The sequence below is a fragment of the Streptomyces sp. NPDC003016 genome (assembly GCF_053591455.1).
In genome coordinates this window covers 112,741-129,331 of record NZ_JBSFTV010000005.1, presented here as the reverse complement: position 1 = coordinate 129,331, position 16,591 = coordinate 112,741, and the positions used below count along the sequence as shown (strand labels likewise).

Genomic DNA, 16,591 nt, shown 5'->3' with positions numbered 1-16,591 from the left:
CACCTTCGCCCCGGCTCCCTGTGAGGCAGTGATGGAAACAGTCCGGCAGTACAACATCCACGAGGCGAAGACCCACTTCTCCCGGATACTGCAACAGGTCGAGGCCGGCGAGGAGGTCGTGATCAGCAGGGCCGGTGAGCCCATCGCGAAGGTCGTGCCGCTGCGCCCCGAGGTCCGGCGGACCGACTGCGGCTCCCTCCGGGGGCAGACCGTCGTCTTCCACGACGATTTCGACGACATCTCCGACGACGAGGGATTCGCCGAGGCGTTCGGGCTGCGCGGTGAGGGATCCGCATGAAGCTGTTGGCCGACACTCACGTTGTCGTGTGGTGGCTGCTCGACTCCCCGCAGCTGTCCGAGGAGATCAAGCACTTGCTGAACACAGAACCACTGGCGTACGTCAGTGCCGTCACCCCTTGGGAGCTAGCGGTCAAGCAAGCACTCGGAAAGCTGGAAGGCCCTGTGGACCTGCCGGAGCGGGTGCGGGACTGCCAGCTCAAGCCGCTACCCGTCACGGCCGGGCACGGCATTCGCGCCGGGCAGCTCCCGCCGCTCCACCGGGACCCCTTTGACCGCATGCTCATCGCTCAGGCCCGAAGCGAGGGGCTGACGCTGCTCACCCGCGACAAGTGGATCCCGCAGTACGACGTCCAGGTCCTGGCCGCCTGAGCACGGCAGCGGCCCGGCCCCGGTGAGCATGGAGGATGCTCACCGGGGCCGGGGGTCCGTCACCGCACCGCCCCCGCCACTCCGCTACTCCGTGGCGATCGCGTTCAGTACGTTCATCCGGCCCGCCCGGAAGGCCGGGACCAGGGCGGCGAGCAGTCCCACGAAGGCCGAGGCGACGAAGACCGCGACGATCGTGGTCCACGGGATCTCCAGGACGCCGAGGCCCTCCAGTGCCAGCAGCTTCTGGGCCGAGGTGCCCCAGCCCATACCGAGCCCGAGGCCGAGCAGGGCGCCGAAGAGGGCGATGACCACCGACTCCAGGCGGATCATGCGGCGCAGCTGGCGTCGGGAGAGGCCGATGGCCCGCATCAGGCCGATCTCCCTGGTCCGCTCGACGACCGACAGGGCGAGGGTGTTCACCACACCGAGCACCGCGACGATGATCGCGAGGGCCAGCAGGCCGTAGACGATGTTGAGCAGCTGGCCGACCTCGTCCTTCAGGTCCTGCTTGAAGTCGGTCTGGTTCTGCACCGTGAACTGCGGGTACGCGGCCAGCGCGTCCTTGAGCCCGGCGTACGCCGCATCCTCCTTGCCGTCCACCGCCTTCGCGAACATGATCAGGTTCGGCGGCACCCGGTCGGCCGGCAGGTACTGCGCGGCGGTCGTGACGTTGGTGTACATCGCGCCCTTGTCGACGTTCGACTCGTCCGAGGTGATCGCCGCGATCCGGAGCTTCGCGGTCTCGCCGCCCTTGAACGCGACGGTCATCGTGTCGCCGACCTTGATTCCGTGCCTGTTCGCGTAGTCGTCGCCGACCGACATGGCGTTCTTGCCGTACGCCGCGCCCAGCTCACCGGCGACGGTCTCGCGCCGCAGGTCCTCGGCGTACGTCGGGTCGGCGGCGGCCAGCTCCTCGGTCTCCGTCTTCCCGTCGGGAGAGGTCAGCTCGACCTCGATCATCTTGTAGCTGGTGACGTGCTCGATGTCGGGAGCGGCGCGCAGCGCCTTCTCGGCCCTGGGCACGATCGGCCCGCTGGGACCGCTCTGGATGATGAAGTCCGCGCCGACCGACTTGTCGAGCTCCTCCGTGGCCGAGGCGACCATCGAGGACCCGACGACCGAGAGACAGGCGACCAGCGCGAGGCCGATCATCAGGGCCGCGCCCGTCGCTCCCGTACGCCGGGGGTTGCGCAGCGCGTTGCGCTCGGCCATCCGGCCGACCGGGCCGAACATCCGCAGTACGACGGCGCTGATCGCCTTGACCACGACGCCCGCGAGGAGCGGGCCCACGACGACGAAGCCGATGAGGGTGAGGACGACGCCGCCGCCGAGGAACAGCGAGCCCTCGCTCGCCTTGTCCGCCCGCGTCGTCAGGTAGAGCAGCGCGCCGCCCGCCCCGGAGAGGGCCAGGCCGAGCCCGGCCCGTATCCAGCCGGCCTTGCCGTCCGCGGGGGTCCCGGCGTCGCGCAGCGCGGCCATCGGGGAGACCTTGCCGGCCCGCCGGGCCGGGATGTAGGCGGCGACGACGGTGACGACGATGCCGAGCGCGAGCCCGACGGCCGGGGTCGTCCAGGCCACGGTCAGGTCCTCGGTGGACAGTTCCAGGCCGACGGCGCCCATGAGCTGCATCAGGCCGACGGCGAGGCCGACACCGGCTCCGACGCCGAGGATCGAACCGACGGTGCCGAGCAGCAGCGCCTCCACCAGCACGGACCTGTTGATCTGCTTGCGGCTGGAGCCGATGGCCCGCATCAGGCCGATCTCGCGGGTGCGCTGGGCGACGAGCATCGAGAAGGTGTTGACGATGAGGAAGATGCCGACGAGGAAGGCGATTCCGGCGAAGCCGAGCATCGCGTACTTCATCACGTCGAGCATGGAGCCGATCTCCTCGCGGCCCGAGTCCGCGGTCTCCTTCGCGGTCTGGAGCTTGTACGGGCCGTCGGCCCCGCCGAGCGCGCCCGCGACGTACTGCTTCAACTGCTTGTCGCTGACGCCCTGTTCGGCGGTGACGGCGATGTGCGTGTAGGCGTCCGGCTTGCCCAGCAGCTTCTGCTGCGAGGTCGCGGTGTCGAAGTAGACGACGGTGGCGCCCGGGTTGGTCACCTTGAAGGAGGCGATGCCGGAGATCCTGGCGCTGATGTCGCCGGTGACGGCTATGGTGCGCAGTTCGTCGCCGAGGCTCAGGCCGTGCTTGTCGGCGGTGTCGGCGTCGACCATCACCTCGGTGGGTCCGCGCGGGGCGTGTCCGGAAGTGATCTCCATCGACTTGAGGTCGCCGCGTGTCCAGTTGCCGGCGACCGTCGGTGCGCCGCCGTCGGAGCCCATCCTCTTGTCGTCCCCGTTGACGACGGTCACCGACGTGCTGGAGACGGCGCCCTCGGCGGACTTCACGCCGTCCGCCTTCGCCACCTGCCGGACCGCGGACGCGGGGAGCGTCTCGGGCCTGCCGGTCCGGGGCCCCTGGCCGTCGCTCTCGGCCGACTTGGGGCTGACGGTGACGTCGGCCGCGGTGGAGGCGAAGATCTTGTCGAAGGTCGTGTTGACGGTGTCGGTGAAGACGAGCGTGCCGCACACGAACGCCACCGAGAGCAGGACCGCGACGGCGGAGAGCGCCATCCGTCCCTTGTGCGCGACGAAATTGCGCAGGGAGGTCTTGACCACGGTCATGACGTCCGCCCGCGTGCGTCGAAATCCTTCATGCGGTCGAGGACCTGGTCGGCGGTCGGCGAGAACATCTCGTCGACGATCCGGCCGTCCGCCAGATACAGCACCCGGTCCGCGTAGGAGGCGGCGACCGGGTCGTGGGTGACCATCACGATGGTCTGGCCCAGCTCGTCGACGGACTTCCGCAGGAAGGTCAGCACCTCGGCGCCCGCCCGGGAGTCGAGGTTTCCGGTCGGCTCGTCACCGAAGATGATCTCGGGGCGTGCGGCCAGGGCCCGCGCCACCGCCACCCGCTGCTGCTGGCCGCCCGAGAGCTGCGTCGGCCGGTGCTTGAGGCGGTCCGCGAGGCCGACCGTCTCCACCACCTGGTTCAGCCACGCCGCGTCCGGCCTGCGGCCCGCGATGTCCATCGGCAGCGTGATGTTCTCCAGCGCGTTGAGCGTCGGCAGCAGGTTGAATGCCTGGAAGATGAAGCCGATCCGGTCCCGGCGCAGCTGCGTGAGCTTCTTGTCCTTGAGCTGGGTGATCTCGGTTTCGTCGAGGTAGACCTCGCCCGAGGTCACGGTGTCCAGGCCCGCGAGGCAGTGCATCAGCGTGGACTTGCCGGAGCCGGACGGGCCCATGATCGCGGTGAACTGCCCCCGGTTGATGTCCACATCGACATGGTCGAGCGCGACGACCCGGGTTTCCCCCGCCCCGTACGCCTTGACGACCTGCCGCGACCTCGCGGCGACGGCCGTACGCCCGCCGGCGCCTCCATGCCTGGGAATGGTCATAGCCGTTGTCACGGTAAGTCTCCTATGTCGCTCAGGTCGTAAGTCATGCGCCATGTGCCGTATTCCGCGTGAGGCGTGAGGCGTGAGGCGTGCGAGGCGTGCAAGCCGTCGGTGATCAAGTCCTTCGAGTCTGGCGGCCCCAAGCCCTTCGCACAGTGGTGTTCAGCGCCGTATTCACCTGAGGAAAACCCCACCCCCGAGGTGCGGTTGTCCCTCTGCCGTGCCTGGTGGAGCAGTAAGACCAAGCTAAAGAACGGGCGCGTTCTCCTCGTCCTCCACCGGGACGAACGTCCTCTGGCCAGAAGTAAGGAGAACCCCCTAGGGGCCCTCCACCCGCAGGTGGACCCCGCCTCCGGGTCCTCTGCACCCTCCCCCTGTGTGACCTGCGAGTGAGAAGGTGTCGAGAACCAGATACGTGCACGGTGAAGGGATCTTGGTGAGCGGCGCCGGAAGCAGTGCGGGCAGCACGGGTGGTACGGGCAGTACGGGCAGTACGGGCAGTACGGGCAGTACGGGCAATGCGAGCGGTACGGGCAATGCGAGCGGTACGGGCAATGCGAGCGGTACGGGCAATGCGAGCGGTACGGGCAGTGCGAGCGGTACGGGCAGCACGGGCGGCACTGGAAGCACGGACAGCACCCGCGCGGCTCCCGGCCGCCCGGACACCGCCGGCCGTCCGCCAGGAGCCGTCCCGGACCCCCGCCGCGGCCCCGTCGTCGCCGCGCTCATGCTCGGCATGGCCCTCGCCGCGCTCGACGGCACGATCGTCTCCACCGCCGTCCCCCAGATCGTCGGCGACCTCGGCGGCTTCGCCGTCTTCTCCTGGCTCTTCTCCGGTTACCTCCTCGCCGTCACCGTCACCCTCCCCGTGTACGGCAAGCTCTCCGACACCTTCGGCCGCAAGCCCGTCCTGATCACGGGCATAGCCCTCTTCCTCCTCGGCTCCCTGCTCTGCGCCGCCGCCTGGAACATGGGCAGCCTGATCGCCTTCCGCATCGTCCAGGGCCTCGGCGGCGGCGCCATACAGGGCACGGTCCAGACGATCGCCGCCGACCTCTACCCCCTCAAGGAACGCCCGAAGATCCAGGCGAAACTGTCCACCGTGTGGGCGGTGTCGGCCGTCGCGGGCCCGGGACTCGGCGGACTGCTCGCCGCGTACGCCGACTGGCGCTGGATCTTCCTCATCAACCTGCCGGTCGGCGCGGTCGCCCTCTGGCTCGTCGTCCGCCACCTGCACGAACCCGCCCGTACGAAGAACAAGCCGGCCACCCGCCCCCGGATCGACTGGGCCGGCGCACTGGCCGTGTTCGCGTGCGGCGGCCTGCTGCTCTTCGCCCTCGTCCAGGGGGGCGTCGCCTGGCCCTGGCTCTCCGCGCCGTCCCTCGCCCTCTTCGGCGCGAGCGCGCTCCTCGCCGCCGCCACCGTCGTCATCGAACGCCGCGCCGCCGAGCCGATCATCCCCGGCTGGGTGTGGCGCAGGCGCACCATCGCCGCCGTCAACCTCGCCCTCGGCTCGCTGGGCCTCCTGATGGTCGCCCCGACGGTCTTCCTCCCCACCTACGCCCAGTCCGTCCTCGGTCTCGGCCCGATCGCCGCCGGCTTCGTCCTGTCGGTCATGACCCTGAGCTGGCCGCTCTCCGCCGCCCTGAGCCAGCACGCGTACAACCGCATCGGCTTCCGCCTCACCGCGATCACCGGCATCACCTGCGCGGCGCTGATCCTGCTCGCCTTCCCGCTCCTCCCCTTCCCGGGCGCGGCCTGGCAGCCGGCCCTGATCATGCTGCTGCTCGGCGCGGCGCTGGGCCTCTTCCAGCTGCCGCTGATCGTCGGCGTCCAGTCGACGGTCGGGTACGCGGAGCGCGGTACGACGACCGCGTCCGTACTCTTCTGCCGCCAGGTCGGCCAGTCCGTCGGCGCGGCCCTCTTCGGCGCGATCGCCAACGCCACGCTCGCGTCCCGGCTCGCCGCCGCTCCCGAAGAGATACGGGACGGCCTCCCCGGCGACCTCGACTCCGTCTCGCACGCGCTGGGCGACCCGGGCTCACTCACGGCGGAGGCCGCCGACTACCTCCGGCGGGCGGTGGACACGGCCGTCGACCACGTCTACGTGGGAGCGGCGATCGCGGCGGGCCTGGCCCTGCTCGCACTCGTCTTCGTGGCGCCGCGCCGCTTCCCCGTCATCACCGAGGCCGAGGAAACACCGACCGGCTGACAGCCCCCGTCCGGGCGGACTGGCGGCTTCCTGACCCCGCCCCGAAGTACGGCCGGGCGGCGTGGAGTTCGGGCACCCCGAGAACGAACCTTCTCCGCACCGCGCGCCAGTTCCGTGACATGCCCCACAGAGAAATCACAGATCTCGTGGGCAACCGTCCGCGAATACCCTTTTTGACCATCTCTCACGTCGGCGCCATCCACCACATCGGTCAAATCCTGCTTCCCCCGGCTCTTTTGACAGCTCTACTCTTCGACGAAGTCGCGCAGCGTGAAGCCCTCCTACGGCGACTGTTCTTGTTTCTATTTCTTTTTCTGTACGTTCGGACCCAGAGAAGGTCGCCTGTGAGATTCCGCCGCATTCTCGCCACTGCCGCTGTCGCCGCCGTGACGACGCCCGTCGCGCTGTTCTCCGTCACCCCCGCGTTCGCCGACACCAAGCCGGCCGCGCGGGAGCAGTTGAGCAAGCCCACCCTCGCCCAGCTCGAAAAGGCCGCCGCCGAGGCGCAGAAGGCGTACGACGACGCCGTGCTGGCCGAGAAGGAGGGCAAGGAGGTCCTGGAGGCGGCGCTCGCCGACACCACCCCCCTCGCCGTGGCGGCCACCGCCGCCGTGAACGCCGCCAAGGAGGCCGAAGCCGCCAAGGTCGCCGCCGACAAGGTGCTCGCCGACGCCAAGGACAAGCTCGACGGGCTCCCGGCGACCGCCACCCCGGAAGAGAAGGAAGCGGCGGAGAAGGCCGTCACCGACGCCGAGACCGCGGCCAAGGCCGCCGCCGGGGCGAAGACCACCGCCGACGCCGAGGCCGAGACCGCCCTCGACGCGCGGGACGACGCGCGGGTCGCCGCCATTCTGCAGTACGAGCTGCTGAAGAAGGCCGTGGAGAAGGCCCTCGAAGACAAGACGGCCGCCGACGAGGCCCTCGCCAAGGCCAGGGAAGAAGAGGACGAGGAGGGGAACGAGGGCGAGACGTGCGTCCCGGAGCCCGATCTCACCACCGTGGTGACCGGCCTGCCCTCCAAGGTCGTCGCGGGCGACTGGGTCGACTTCCGGCTCCGCCTGACCAACGGCACCGAGAAGACCATGGACGAGGTCTACCCGTACGCCAGCGTCCACGCGACCGACAAGAGCGGCCTCAAGGACATCGACGACCTGCTGAAGCTGCAGTGGTCCTCCGCGTCCTCCACCGCCTGGAAGCCCGTCGACGACACCTCGTACATCGACCCCGTCAGCCCGCTGAAGGCCGGCGCCCACAGCGACATCAAGCTGCGCCTCAAGGTCGACGCGAAGGCCCCGGCGGGCCAGGGCATGGCCTTCGCCGCCGGTGACTACTACAACGACGACGAGTCCTGCGGTGGGACTCCGGACCTCGCCACGTACAAGTTCGAGATCGCGGCCGGCACCCCCGGCAAGACCCCGGACGCCAAGCCCACGCCGTCGGCCACCCCCGCCCCCACCGCCACGCCCACCACCGCACCGGCCGCCGTGGTCCCGACGCCGCAGGGCGGTGTCTCCCACCAGCCGGTGAGCGGCAGCCTCGCCAACACCGGTTCGTCCTCCGCCGTCCCGCAGATCGCCCTCGTGGGCGGCGCGGCCGTGCTGGCCGGCGTCGGCGCGATGTTCGTCGTACGCCGCCGCAAGGCCGACTCCGCCGCATAAGGCAGAGCCGCCCCCGTCGAACGGCCGAAGGGCCCGCATCCTCAAGAGCACCGGATGCGGGCCCTTCCCGGTCACAGCGGCGTACGCCGTACCTCGCACCCGTCGCGTCAGGCGTACGCGGAGAGCAGCTCGTCCAGGGTCCACACCGTGGCCACCACCCCCGAAGTGCGGAGGGCTCCGGCGAACCGCTCGGCGCAGGTGTGCCGGGCCCGCCCGTCCGGCGACTGCGCGAGGCGGTGCCCGGTTTCGGTGACCGCGGTCACCGGCAGCATTCGAGTCCGTCCAGCGCGTGGGACGTGCCGCTGCTGTTGCGGCCGATGAGCACGGTCGGCGGAGCGGGCCTGAGCCGCTCGTCGCGGAAGCCCTTGAACGCGGTGAGGCGGACCCCTTCGACGGCCTGGGCAGTCACACCCGCCGAGTTACCGGAGGCCCCTCCCACCACCAGTCCGCGTCCGGGCCCGGTGGCGGACTGCACGCATGCGCCGATACCAGCGGGAGCTGGGTCAGCCGGAGAGCCCGGCGCCCTTCAGGCCGCCCACGAAAGCGGCCCACGCCCCGGCCGGGAAGAGCAGTACGGGACCGTCAGGGCTCTTGCTGTCACGGACCGGGGCGAGCTCCGGGAAGCCGTCGGCGATCTCGACGCAGTCGCCGCCCTGTCCGTTGCTGTACGTACTCTTGCGCCACCTGGCGTTGCTCAGGTCGGCTCGTGCGGCGCACATCCGCTGTACCCCTCCCTTACTGACCGGATCACGGCCAGAGACTCATCTGGCGGCAGGGCTTTCGCCTGCAACAGATCGTATGCCAGCGCGTATTCGGCCACTCCCTCCGAAGCCTCCACGAGCTGTCCGGAGTGCGAACTCTCCATGTAAGCCACATCCGGCCTCCGGTCGAAGCCCAGCAGGGTCAGAGAACCACCCATTACAGGGTGCTCACCCTTGTCAAAAGGCAGCACCTGCACCACCACATGAGGAGTCCGCGCCATACGCAGCAAGTGGTCCAGCTGGTCGCGCATGACCGCCGGGCCCCCCACAGGCCGGCAAATCACCGCCTCGTCCAGGATGCACCACAACAGCGGCGGGGATCCTCCTGCCAGGATGGCCTGCCGTTCGAGCCGGGCCGCAACCAACACCTCGACCTGAGCGTCGGTATCGCGAGGCCGGCTGATGCGCAGCAGGGCACGCGCATAAGCCTCCGTCTGCAACAGGCCCGGCACCGCGTGCGCCATGTACTTGAACATCCTGGCCGCCCTGGCTTCATAGGCCATGAACGTCCGTACCCAGTCGGGGAACGGCGTCCGCTTGACGTGCCCCCACAGATCGGTCAAGTCGCCGTCCGCGCCCAGGAGCTCATCCAGCTTCCTGTCGATGTCCTCGGGGGGCGTCTCCTTACCCAGTTCGAACTGGGCGATCCGGTTGTGGGCGATGGGGACCTGGTCCCCAAGCTCGCGCTGAGTCCACCCGGCCCGGAGGCGAAACTTGCGCAGCTTCGCCCCGTACAGCGCGGCCAAGGACGTGGACGGGTCAAGTTCCTTCGGTGCGGGCATCGGTGCCCCCTGTTTTCGTTACGTCACCGCGAAAATCGTTACCCCTGGTGATCGTAGCCCTACGCGCCGATGCTCATGAGCGAAAGAAGCACGAGCCTCCGGGAAGGCGCCACGCACATGGGAACGGCACAGGACAGAGAGAGCTTCACCCGGCACATCCGCGAACTCGTCGAAGCGACCGCCCCGCAACTCTTCGCGGTCGTCGAAGAGTTCGATCCCCCGGACGGCGAACCCGACGCCCGGGTCGCCGCCTGGGGCCTCGCCCACGACGACGGCACCGCGCACGTCACCTCCACCGACGGCACCCTGCGCATGTCGCTGCGCACCCCCGACCGGGCCGCCGAGTGGATCTCACGCCGCCCCGGAAGCACCGGCAGCCTGGTCTGGGTCACCACAGCCAAGGGCAAGTCGCCCACAGGGTAAGGAAGTTGGTGCGGCGCACACAGAGGGTGGTGTACCGTGACCGCGTCATCACACTCCGCGCATGCGCGCATACGGGGAGTGGAGCGGTCCCCGGCGGTGCTAGCAACACCGGCCGAGGACCTTCACCACCGAATGGATTCAGAGGTCCACCGGGATGCTTCGGCATGCTATCGCGCCCGTCCGGCGCTTCTTGAAGGTTTCGCACGACGTCGTCCGCCACGCGCGGCTGAACTCCGACGCGAAGATCCTGCTGCTGTACGTACACGGCCTCCCCGACGGGCTCTCGCACAAGGCCCTCAGCGAGCACGCGGCGAAGCTCGGCATCAAGGGCCGGGCGTACCAGCGGGCGAAGGAACTCCTCATCGCCTCCGGCCACTTGCACGAGTGGCGTGCGCAGAACGACCGCGGGCGGTGGGTCACCACCCAGCTGCTCGCGAACGTCACCCTGACGAGCGAGGAGGCGGCGCGGCTCCGTGACGCGCCCCCACCGGGTGAGCAGAATCCGACGGTCGGCGGACCGACCCCACGGGTGGTCGGTGACTACCCTCCGGAAGACGACAACGGGGAGAAGAACACTCCCCACCCACCCTCCGAAGGCGCCCCGTCCGAAGGCGCCTCGCCCGAACCGGCTCCCGAGACCGGCCAACGAGCCGAGGCCGAGCAAGTCCTGCTCTCCCTGCGCCATACGCACCGGGATCTCCACCTCGGCGTACGGGAGGCCCGGAGCCTGGCCGAGTCGGCGGCCGAGTGGCTGCGCCGGGGGGTGTCGCCGAACGACCTGTGCCGCGCACTCGCCACCCAGCTCCCCCCGGAAGGCGTACGTTCGGCGGTCGGCTTCCTCCGCCACCGCCTGATCCAGAAGCTCCCCGACGCCCGCCCCTTGGCTCCCACCGCCCCGCCGCCACCGCCGCCCCACGAGCAGCGGACAGGGCTCCTGCCGGTCACCTGCCAGGGCCCCGGCAACGAGCACGTCTTCCGCCCCGTGGGCGACGAAACCCACTGCGGCCCCTGCCGCCGGGAGGCGGCGGCCGAGGCGCACTACGCCCGTACGGCCCAGACCGGCCTGCCGCACAGGCCGGCCGCGCTCGCGCCTGGAGCATGACGACGCCCCCGCCGCCACGGCCCCGGAGGCAGCCCTGCTGTGATCCGCATCCGCCGGGCGCGGCACCATGGAGCCATGCGGACCGAACCCGTACTCGTCTACGACGGCGACTGCGCCTTCTGCACCACCTCGGTGAACTTCGCCGAACGCCTCCTGCGGCCCCGTTGCGAGATCACCCCGTGGCAGTTCGCGGATCTGGACTCCCTCGGCGTCACCCGGCAGCGGGCCGCGTACGAAGTCCTGTGGGTCACGCCCGCCGGAGCGGTGCACGGCGGCGCACAGGGCGTCGCCAAGCTGCTGCTGAACGCGGGCCGGGGGTGGGCCGTGCTGGGGGCGCTGCTCACGCTGCCGCCCCTGCGGTGGCTCGCCCACGGCGTGTACCGGCTCGTCGCGAACAACCGCGAGCGGATGCCGGGCGGTACACCGGCCTGCGCCCTGCCGGCCCACCGCCGCCCGGCCGCCTGAGGCGCGGGACGGCGGCCCGCCGCGCTCCTGCGCCGCTCAGCCCTCCGCCGCGGCGCGACCGGTCAGGGCGGCCAGGCTGGTGCGTACGTGGGCCATGTGGGCCTGCACCTCCTCGCGGGCGTCGTCGTGCTCGCGCAGGATGCGCTCCGTCTCGCGTGCGGCGCGCTCCTCGCGCACCCGCGCCTCGACGAGCAGTTCGGCGGCGCGCGCCTCCGCGTCCTCCTGGCCGTGGCGGGCGGCCTCCTGCGCCTCGGCGAAGACCCGCTTCGCGTCCGCGAGGCCGCTCTCGGCGCGGGCCGTCCGTTCGGCCTCGCGGGCAGCCAGTTCCGCCTCGCGTCCGGCGTGTTCGCGCTCGGCCTTCTCCCAGTGGTCCGCGTGCTCCTTCTCCTGGTCGGCGAGCAGGCCGGCCGTACGCTGCCGCATCTCCCTCAGCGCCGCGACGGCCTCGCTCCGCCACTCCTTCACGTCCCGGCGGGCATCGGCCCTGATCTCCTCGGCGGCGCGCTGGGCACCGGCGAGGACCTCCTGGGCGCGGGCCTCGGCGTCCGCCAGCACCCTCTCCGCGTACTCACGGGCCGCGTCGCGGACGGCAGCGACCTCCGCCACGGCCGCGTCGTGCGTCTCCTGGGCCCGGTCGTGGGCCGCGGCCGTCAGTTCCGCCGCCTCCTCCTCGACCACCGCGAGGAGGTGCTGGGCGCGCCTGCCGAGAGCCTCGTACGTCTGGGGAGCGAGCCCGTCCGCCTGCTCGCGCATCCGTGCCGCCTCGGCCTCCATCTCCTTGGTGAGGACGGTGAGGCACGCGGCACGCTCCCACGCGGCGTCGCGGTCCTGGGAGAGCCCGGCCGCGTACCGCTCCACCTGTTCCGGACGGTAGCCGCGGCCCCGTACGGCGACGAAGCCGTGAGGTGACGGTGGAACCGATGCACTCATCCTTGAAGCCTCTCTCCGACACGCAACGCGATTCTGCGCAATCCTGACGGATGGGGTGGATGGCGCAAAACACGACACTCCGCCCGACCGTCCCGCTCAAGGATGCGCCCCTGGGCACCGGAAGCCGGAATCGGAGTGTCCTCGGGCGGGCGCGTGGAAGGGATTTCCGGCCGCCGCCCCGGGCCGGCCCGTACCCGCGCCCGTACCCGTTGCCCGTACCCCCGTTGCCCGTACCGGGCGGAGGCGTCCGTCGTACGGAGACCGGCCGGGGGTGCCCGGCCCCTCGCAGGCCGGGCACCCCGGTACGCCCTCAGGAACTCCGCCGGGAAGCCGTCAGAGCAGGCCGTCCCACATCTGCTCCAGCAGCACCGACCACCAGCTCTCCGGCGACGCCAGCGCCACCGGGTCCAGCGCCGCCAGCTGCGCCTGGAAGTCGACCGTCCAGCGGCCCGCCTGCTCGGGCGTGAGCCCGAAACGCAGCCGCCACATGTGGCCGAGCAGCGCCAGCGAGCGCGTGAACTCCGGCAGGCCGGTGTTCACGAACTGCGGCGGCACGGGGTGGCCGCCGGGGCCCGCCTCCACCGGTACGGCCACGATGTTCGCCGTGCCGTACTGGACGCAGAGGGCCCGCCCGAAGTCGCTGCCCATGACGAGGTACGAGCCCGCGTCCGCGGCCGGCTGCACCCCGCGCTGCGCGGCGAGTTCCGCGAGCGTGGGCACCGGCTGGCCCGGCACCGCCTGCGCCCAGAAGAACGGCCCGAAATCGACCGGCAGACCCGCCACCACGAGCGTGTGCGCCACGATGTCCGGCACGCCCTGGCGCGACACCGCCGCCCGGTCGAAACGGAAGACGCCCTGCGGCCCGAAGGCACCCATCAGCTCGTGCGCCACACCCTCGGGCGGAATCGGCGGCGCCGGCATCAGCTGCCCCGGCGGCGGCAGCGGCGCCCGCACCGGCGCGGGGCGCGCCGGGCCGTCCGCGACCTGGTGCAACTCGCCCTGGTGGGTGAGGAGATGCCGCATGCCCTGCTGACGGCCGGCGTGGTCCTTCCCGTACGGCGCCACGCTCGTGATCCGCACCTGGGGCCAGGTCTCACGGATCATGCGGGCGCAGTAACCGCCGGGCAGCTCGCACGACTCCAGCTCCGTGTGCAGCTCCAGCACCTGCTGCGGCGGCACGTTCATGGCGCGCAGCTCGTGCAGGATCTGCCACTCCGGGTGCGGGGTGCCGGGCGCGGAGCGGCGGATGAGCTGCTGCTCGCTGCCGTCCTGGGCGCGGTAGCGCAGTACGGCCTGGTAACCGGGGCCGACCGTCGGCAGCCCGGTCGGTCCCGGCTGCGGGTAGCCGTAGGCCGGGGGCTGCGGCATGGGCATGGGTGGCTGCGGCACGACGCCCGGCGGCATCCCGGGCGGGCCGGGCGGACCCGGAGGGCCGGGCGGACCGGGTGGCTGCGGCGCGCCGGGCGGGGGGCCGGACAGCATGGTCGCCGCGTGGTGCACACCGCCGCCGGGCGGACCGGGCGGCTGCGGAGCGCCGGGCATGCCGCCGCCCTGGCTCCGGTCGGCGAGCATCGTCGCCGCGTGGTGCACGCCTCCGCCGGACGGCGGCGCGGGCGGACCAGAAAGACCAGGGTGACCGGGCGGGCCGGGCGGATTGGGCGGACCGGGCGGGCCGGGCGGGCCGGGCGGGCCGGGCGGACCCGGGGGGTGCGGAGCGGCACCCGGCATGCCCCTGCCCTGGCTCGGGTGGGCGAGCATCGTCGCCGCGTGGTGGACACCGTCACCGGACGGCGGCGCGGGCGGGCCGGGCGGCTGCGGCCCGTCGGGACCGAGCGCCGAAACGAGCTGAGTCGGTACGTACCCGCCCGCCGGGACACCGGGCTCGTTGGGCCCCTCCGGCGGAGCCGGGGGCGCCGGCGGCGGCGGAACCGCGCCGGGCCGCGCACCGGGCGGCGTCACGGGAGCCTTGCCGGTCGTAGCGTCGGCGATCTCCTCGGCGCCGGGCCCGAGCCCGGCGGCGCGCGCGGGCGCCCCGGGCGGCTGCGGAACCTCACCGGGCACGGCGGGAGCCACCGTGGTCGAGGGCAACCGGCTGCCGCCCGACATCAGCGCCGTCCTGGCCTCCGGCGCCACACCGGGCGGCGGGAAGTCGTCCTCGTCGGAACCGGAGAGCGGCGGCGCGAAAACCGTGGCCGGCAGCGGCACGGACGCGTCGTCGGAGCCCAAGGCCGGGGTGGTGTCGGTCCCGGACCAGGGGGTCGCCCCGACAGGCATCGCGGGCGCCGCCGGCACCCCGTCGGAAGCGGTGGGCTCGTAGTCCGCCCGCTCCGCGCCGGCACTGGGCCAGGAGACCTCCCCGGTCCCCCGCCCGGCCTGCGAAGCGCTCCCGCCCGCACCGGCCCGATCCGCGCCCGCGGAAGGCGAAGCCGCGCCCGGCGCCGGCCCGTCGCCACCCGTGCCGGCGGAATCCGCGCCCGCCTCCGGGGGCAGAACCGCACCCGCGGAAGGCGAACCCGCACCGCCCGCCACCGGCGGACCCACCGGTGAACCGGCAGACGAACCCGGCACAGGACGGTCCGGGAGGCCCAGGCTGTCCGCCGCCTCCTGGAGCCACTCCGGCGGCGTCAGCAGGAACGACGTCTGTTCCAGGTCCACCCGCTGCGCCGGAGCCGGCCCCGCGTCCGCCGCCGGTGCCACCTCCGGCGTCCCGTACTCCTCCTCGTACCGGCGGATCACCTCGCCCACCGGCAGGCCGGGCCACAGCGTGGCCTCACCGCCGTCCCGGGCGATGACCAGGCGCTGCCGCCCGCCGTCCGACGCGGGACCGTTCTCACGGTCCTCCGCCCACACCACGAAACCGAGTTCGAACTCCCGCACCCGCACCTCACGGTGCGACGGCGCCGGCACGTCCCCGTTGACCCACTCTTCCGCGCGCTCCTGCGCCTGCGCGAAGGTCACCATCGGACCCTCACCCCTCGTCCGAAACCGGGACGGCGCGCGCGAAGCCGCCGTCGACCATCAGATTCGCCACGGTCTCCAGCTCCGGCGGACTGCCCGCCAGCCGCTGGAGGAAAGCGTCGAAGTCCTCACCGCAGGGCAGCAGAAGCCGCTCCACACGTTCGTGCACCGTCAGCCCGTCGCGGTCCCGCGCGTCGTCGTACGCGACGAACCACACCGACCCGGCCCCCTCGCCCCGCACCTTCACGGCCAGCAGACCGCCCTGGACGAAGGCGACACCCAGGTAGTCCTTGGTCATGTGGTCGCGCAGACACTTGTTGACGTACACCAGATCGTTCACCGCGGCCTCGTCCCGCACCGTGAAGAACGGCTGGTCGACCAGCAGCCCCAGCTCCGCGTCGAGCGCCGTACCCACCGGCGCGCAGCCGCCCGCCGCCTTCAGGAAGGACCGGTAGGCGCCCGGAAGCCGGTAGCCGAGGTCCTCCTCGACGCCCAGGATCTGCTGCTCGCTCACCGCCACGGAACCCCTCGGCAGCCCGAAGTGGGCCGGCCGCGTCTCCTGCAACGGACGCGTGCCGCGCTTGTCCTGGTCGACGGCGGCCGTCGTGAGCCCGCCGTGATGCCGCAGCAGCGCCTTCACCTCGACCGGTACGAGCTCCATGCGCCGGGTGCCCGCCACGTGGTGCCAGGTCCAGCCGTGCGGGGTGGCGACCGCCGGAATGGTGTCCCACAGGGCGTGCCCGTCGGCGGCCAGCGCCGCGTTGGCGGACACGTAGTCCGTGAGCCGCAGCTCGTCGACGCCGAAGCCCTCCGGGGGCTCGGCGATCTCCGCGGCGGCACGCGCGTACGGCGAGAAAACCGGGAAGCCGTCCTCGTCGACCCGTACACCGCGCGGGTGACGAGAGGCCCGGACCGGGTCCGGAAAATGCACGACCTGCCCGGCGTAGGCCGCGTTCGGTGGCGCGGCTTGCTGCCCGAGCCGACCTGTCGTCATGGCGGTTGCCCCCTGCTGCTGCTGGCTGGTTCGCCACAGCCTATGCGGTGGGACAACAGGGGGCCTGCCCCTCGCCTTGCGTAACGAACCGTCACGTGCGGGTCACCACCCGGCGACACCTGTACACGATTCACCGACCCAGCTTCCGCACCGGCGGACACATTTGGCAGGCTGTCCCCGCAACGCGGGGGCGTGCA

General features: G+C 71.8%; 16 protein-coding genes. 7 read left to right on the top strand and 9 right to left on the bottom strand.

The features are described from left to right. Positions 1-31 precede the first annotated feature (31 nt). Positions 32-298, top strand: a complete 267-nt coding sequence (locus tag ACWDZ4_RS05935) for a type II toxin-antitoxin system Phd/YefM family antitoxin (RefSeq protein WP_451507214.1) — start codon at positions 32-34, stop codon at positions 296-298. Beyond that, positions 295-669: a type II toxin-antitoxin system VapC family toxin gene (locus ACWDZ4_RS05930; protein ID WP_451507213.1), complete on the top strand. Its 375-nt coding sequence runs from the start codon at positions 295-297 to the stop codon at positions 667-669. The genes ACWDZ4_RS05935 and ACWDZ4_RS05930 overlap by 4 nt, the downstream gene beginning before the upstream one ends. 84 nt (positions 670-753) lie before the next feature. Here ACWDZ4_RS05930 and ACWDZ4_RS05925 read toward each other — a convergent pair whose 3' ends face one another. Together ACWDZ4_RS05925 and ACWDZ4_RS05920 are read right to left on the bottom strand one after the other, a co-directional pair. After that, entirely contained in the window at positions 754-3,336 is a 2,583-nt protein-coding gene (locus ACWDZ4_RS05925; RefSeq protein WP_451507212.1) for an ABC transporter permease, read from the bottom strand. Then, positions 3,333-4,121, bottom strand: coding sequence for an ABC transporter ATP-binding protein (locus ACWDZ4_RS05920; protein WP_451507211.1), 789 nt, complete (start codon positions 4,119-4,121; stop codon positions 3,333-3,335). Before ACWDZ4_RS05920 ends, ACWDZ4_RS05925 begins: the two co-directional genes overlap by 4 nt. Positions 4,122-4,545: 424 nt before the next feature. Here ACWDZ4_RS05920 and ACWDZ4_RS05915 point away from each other — a divergent pair, with 424 nt between their 5' ends. After that, positions 4,546-6,321, top strand: a complete 1,776-nt coding sequence (locus ACWDZ4_RS05915) for an MDR family MFS transporter (RefSeq protein ID WP_451507210.1) — start codon at positions 4,546-4,548, stop codon at positions 6,319-6,321. A 344-nt stretch (positions 6,322-6,665) separates the two neighbouring features. Beyond that, on the top strand, positions 6,666-7,979 hold the full coding sequence (locus ACWDZ4_RS05910) for an LPXTG cell wall anchor domain-containing protein (RefSeq protein WP_451507209.1): 1,314 nt from the start codon (positions 6,666-6,668) through the stop codon (positions 7,977-7,979). A gap of 107 nt (positions 7,980-8,086) precedes the next feature. Here ACWDZ4_RS05910 and ACWDZ4_RS05905 read toward each other — a convergent pair whose 3' ends face one another. The 4 genes from ACWDZ4_RS05905 to ACWDZ4_RS05890 form a co-directional block, all read right to left on the bottom strand. Continuing rightward, positions 8,087-8,242 carry a hypothetical protein gene (locus ACWDZ4_RS05905; protein ID WP_451507208.1) on the bottom strand — a complete coding sequence of 52 codons (156 nt, stop codon included), beginning with the start codon at positions 8,240-8,242 and terminating at the stop codon, positions 8,087-8,089. Then, the gene (locus tag ACWDZ4_RS05900; RefSeq protein WP_451507207.1) at positions 8,239-8,388 is read right to left on the bottom strand and encodes a hypothetical protein; all 150 of its coding nucleotides are present in this window, start codon (positions 8,386-8,388) and stop codon (positions 8,239-8,241) included. The genes ACWDZ4_RS05905 and ACWDZ4_RS05900 overlap by 4 nt, the downstream gene beginning before the upstream one ends. A gap of 94 nt (positions 8,389-8,482) precedes the next feature. Then, positions 8,483-8,698 (bottom strand): DUF397 domain-containing protein, encoded by a 216-nt coding sequence (locus tag ACWDZ4_RS05895; RefSeq protein ID WP_451507206.1) that lies wholly within the window; start codon positions 8,696-8,698, stop codon positions 8,483-8,485. After that, a complete protein-coding gene (locus ACWDZ4_RS05890) occupies positions 8,674-9,522 on the bottom strand; it encodes a helix-turn-helix domain-containing protein (protein WP_451507205.1) in 849 nt (282 codons plus the stop codon). The genes ACWDZ4_RS05895 and ACWDZ4_RS05890 overlap by 25 nt, the downstream gene beginning before the upstream one ends. A 117-nt stretch (positions 9,523-9,639) precedes the next feature. On the opposite strand from ACWDZ4_RS05890, the gene ACWDZ4_RS05885 reads away from it, so the two are divergent. The 3 genes from ACWDZ4_RS05885 (at position 9,640) to ACWDZ4_RS05875 (ending at position 11,512) form a co-directional block, all read left to right on the top strand. Then, positions 9,640-9,945 carry a hypothetical protein gene (locus ACWDZ4_RS05885; RefSeq protein ID WP_451507204.1) on the top strand — a complete coding sequence of 102 codons (306 nt, stop codon included), beginning with the start codon at positions 9,640-9,642 and terminating at the stop codon, positions 9,943-9,945. 154 nt (positions 9,946-10,099) lie between these two features. After that, positions 10,100-11,047: a hypothetical protein gene (locus ACWDZ4_RS05880; protein WP_451507203.1), complete on the top strand. Its 948-nt coding sequence runs from the start codon at positions 10,100-10,102 to the stop codon at positions 11,045-11,047. Positions 11,048-11,122: 75 nt separating this feature from the next. Next, complete coding sequence (locus ACWDZ4_RS05875; protein ID WP_451507202.1) at positions 11,123-11,512, top strand: thiol-disulfide oxidoreductase DCC family protein; 390 nt, start codon at positions 11,123-11,125, stop codon at positions 11,510-11,512. Between the two features lie 36 nt (positions 11,513-11,548). Here the strand turns inward: ACWDZ4_RS05875 and ACWDZ4_RS05870 are convergent, their stop codons facing one another. The 3 genes from ACWDZ4_RS05870 to ACWDZ4_RS05860 form a co-directional block, all read right to left on the bottom strand. Next, entirely contained in the window at positions 11,549-12,442 is an 894-nt protein-coding gene (locus tag ACWDZ4_RS05870; protein WP_451507201.1) for a cellulose-binding protein, read from the bottom strand. Positions 12,443-12,775: 333 nt separating this feature from the next. Beyond that, on the bottom strand, positions 12,776-15,403 hold the full coding sequence (locus ACWDZ4_RS05865) for an SUKH-4 family immunity protein (protein ID WP_451507200.1): 2,628 nt from the start codon (positions 15,401-15,403) through the stop codon (positions 12,776-12,778). 7 nt (positions 15,404-15,410) lie between these two features. Next, positions 15,411-16,394 carry an SMI1/KNR4 family protein gene (locus tag ACWDZ4_RS05860; RefSeq protein WP_451507199.1) on the bottom strand — a complete coding sequence of 328 codons (984 nt, stop codon included), beginning with the start codon at positions 16,392-16,394 and terminating at the stop codon, positions 15,411-15,413. Positions 16,395-16,591 lie beyond the last annotated feature (197 nt).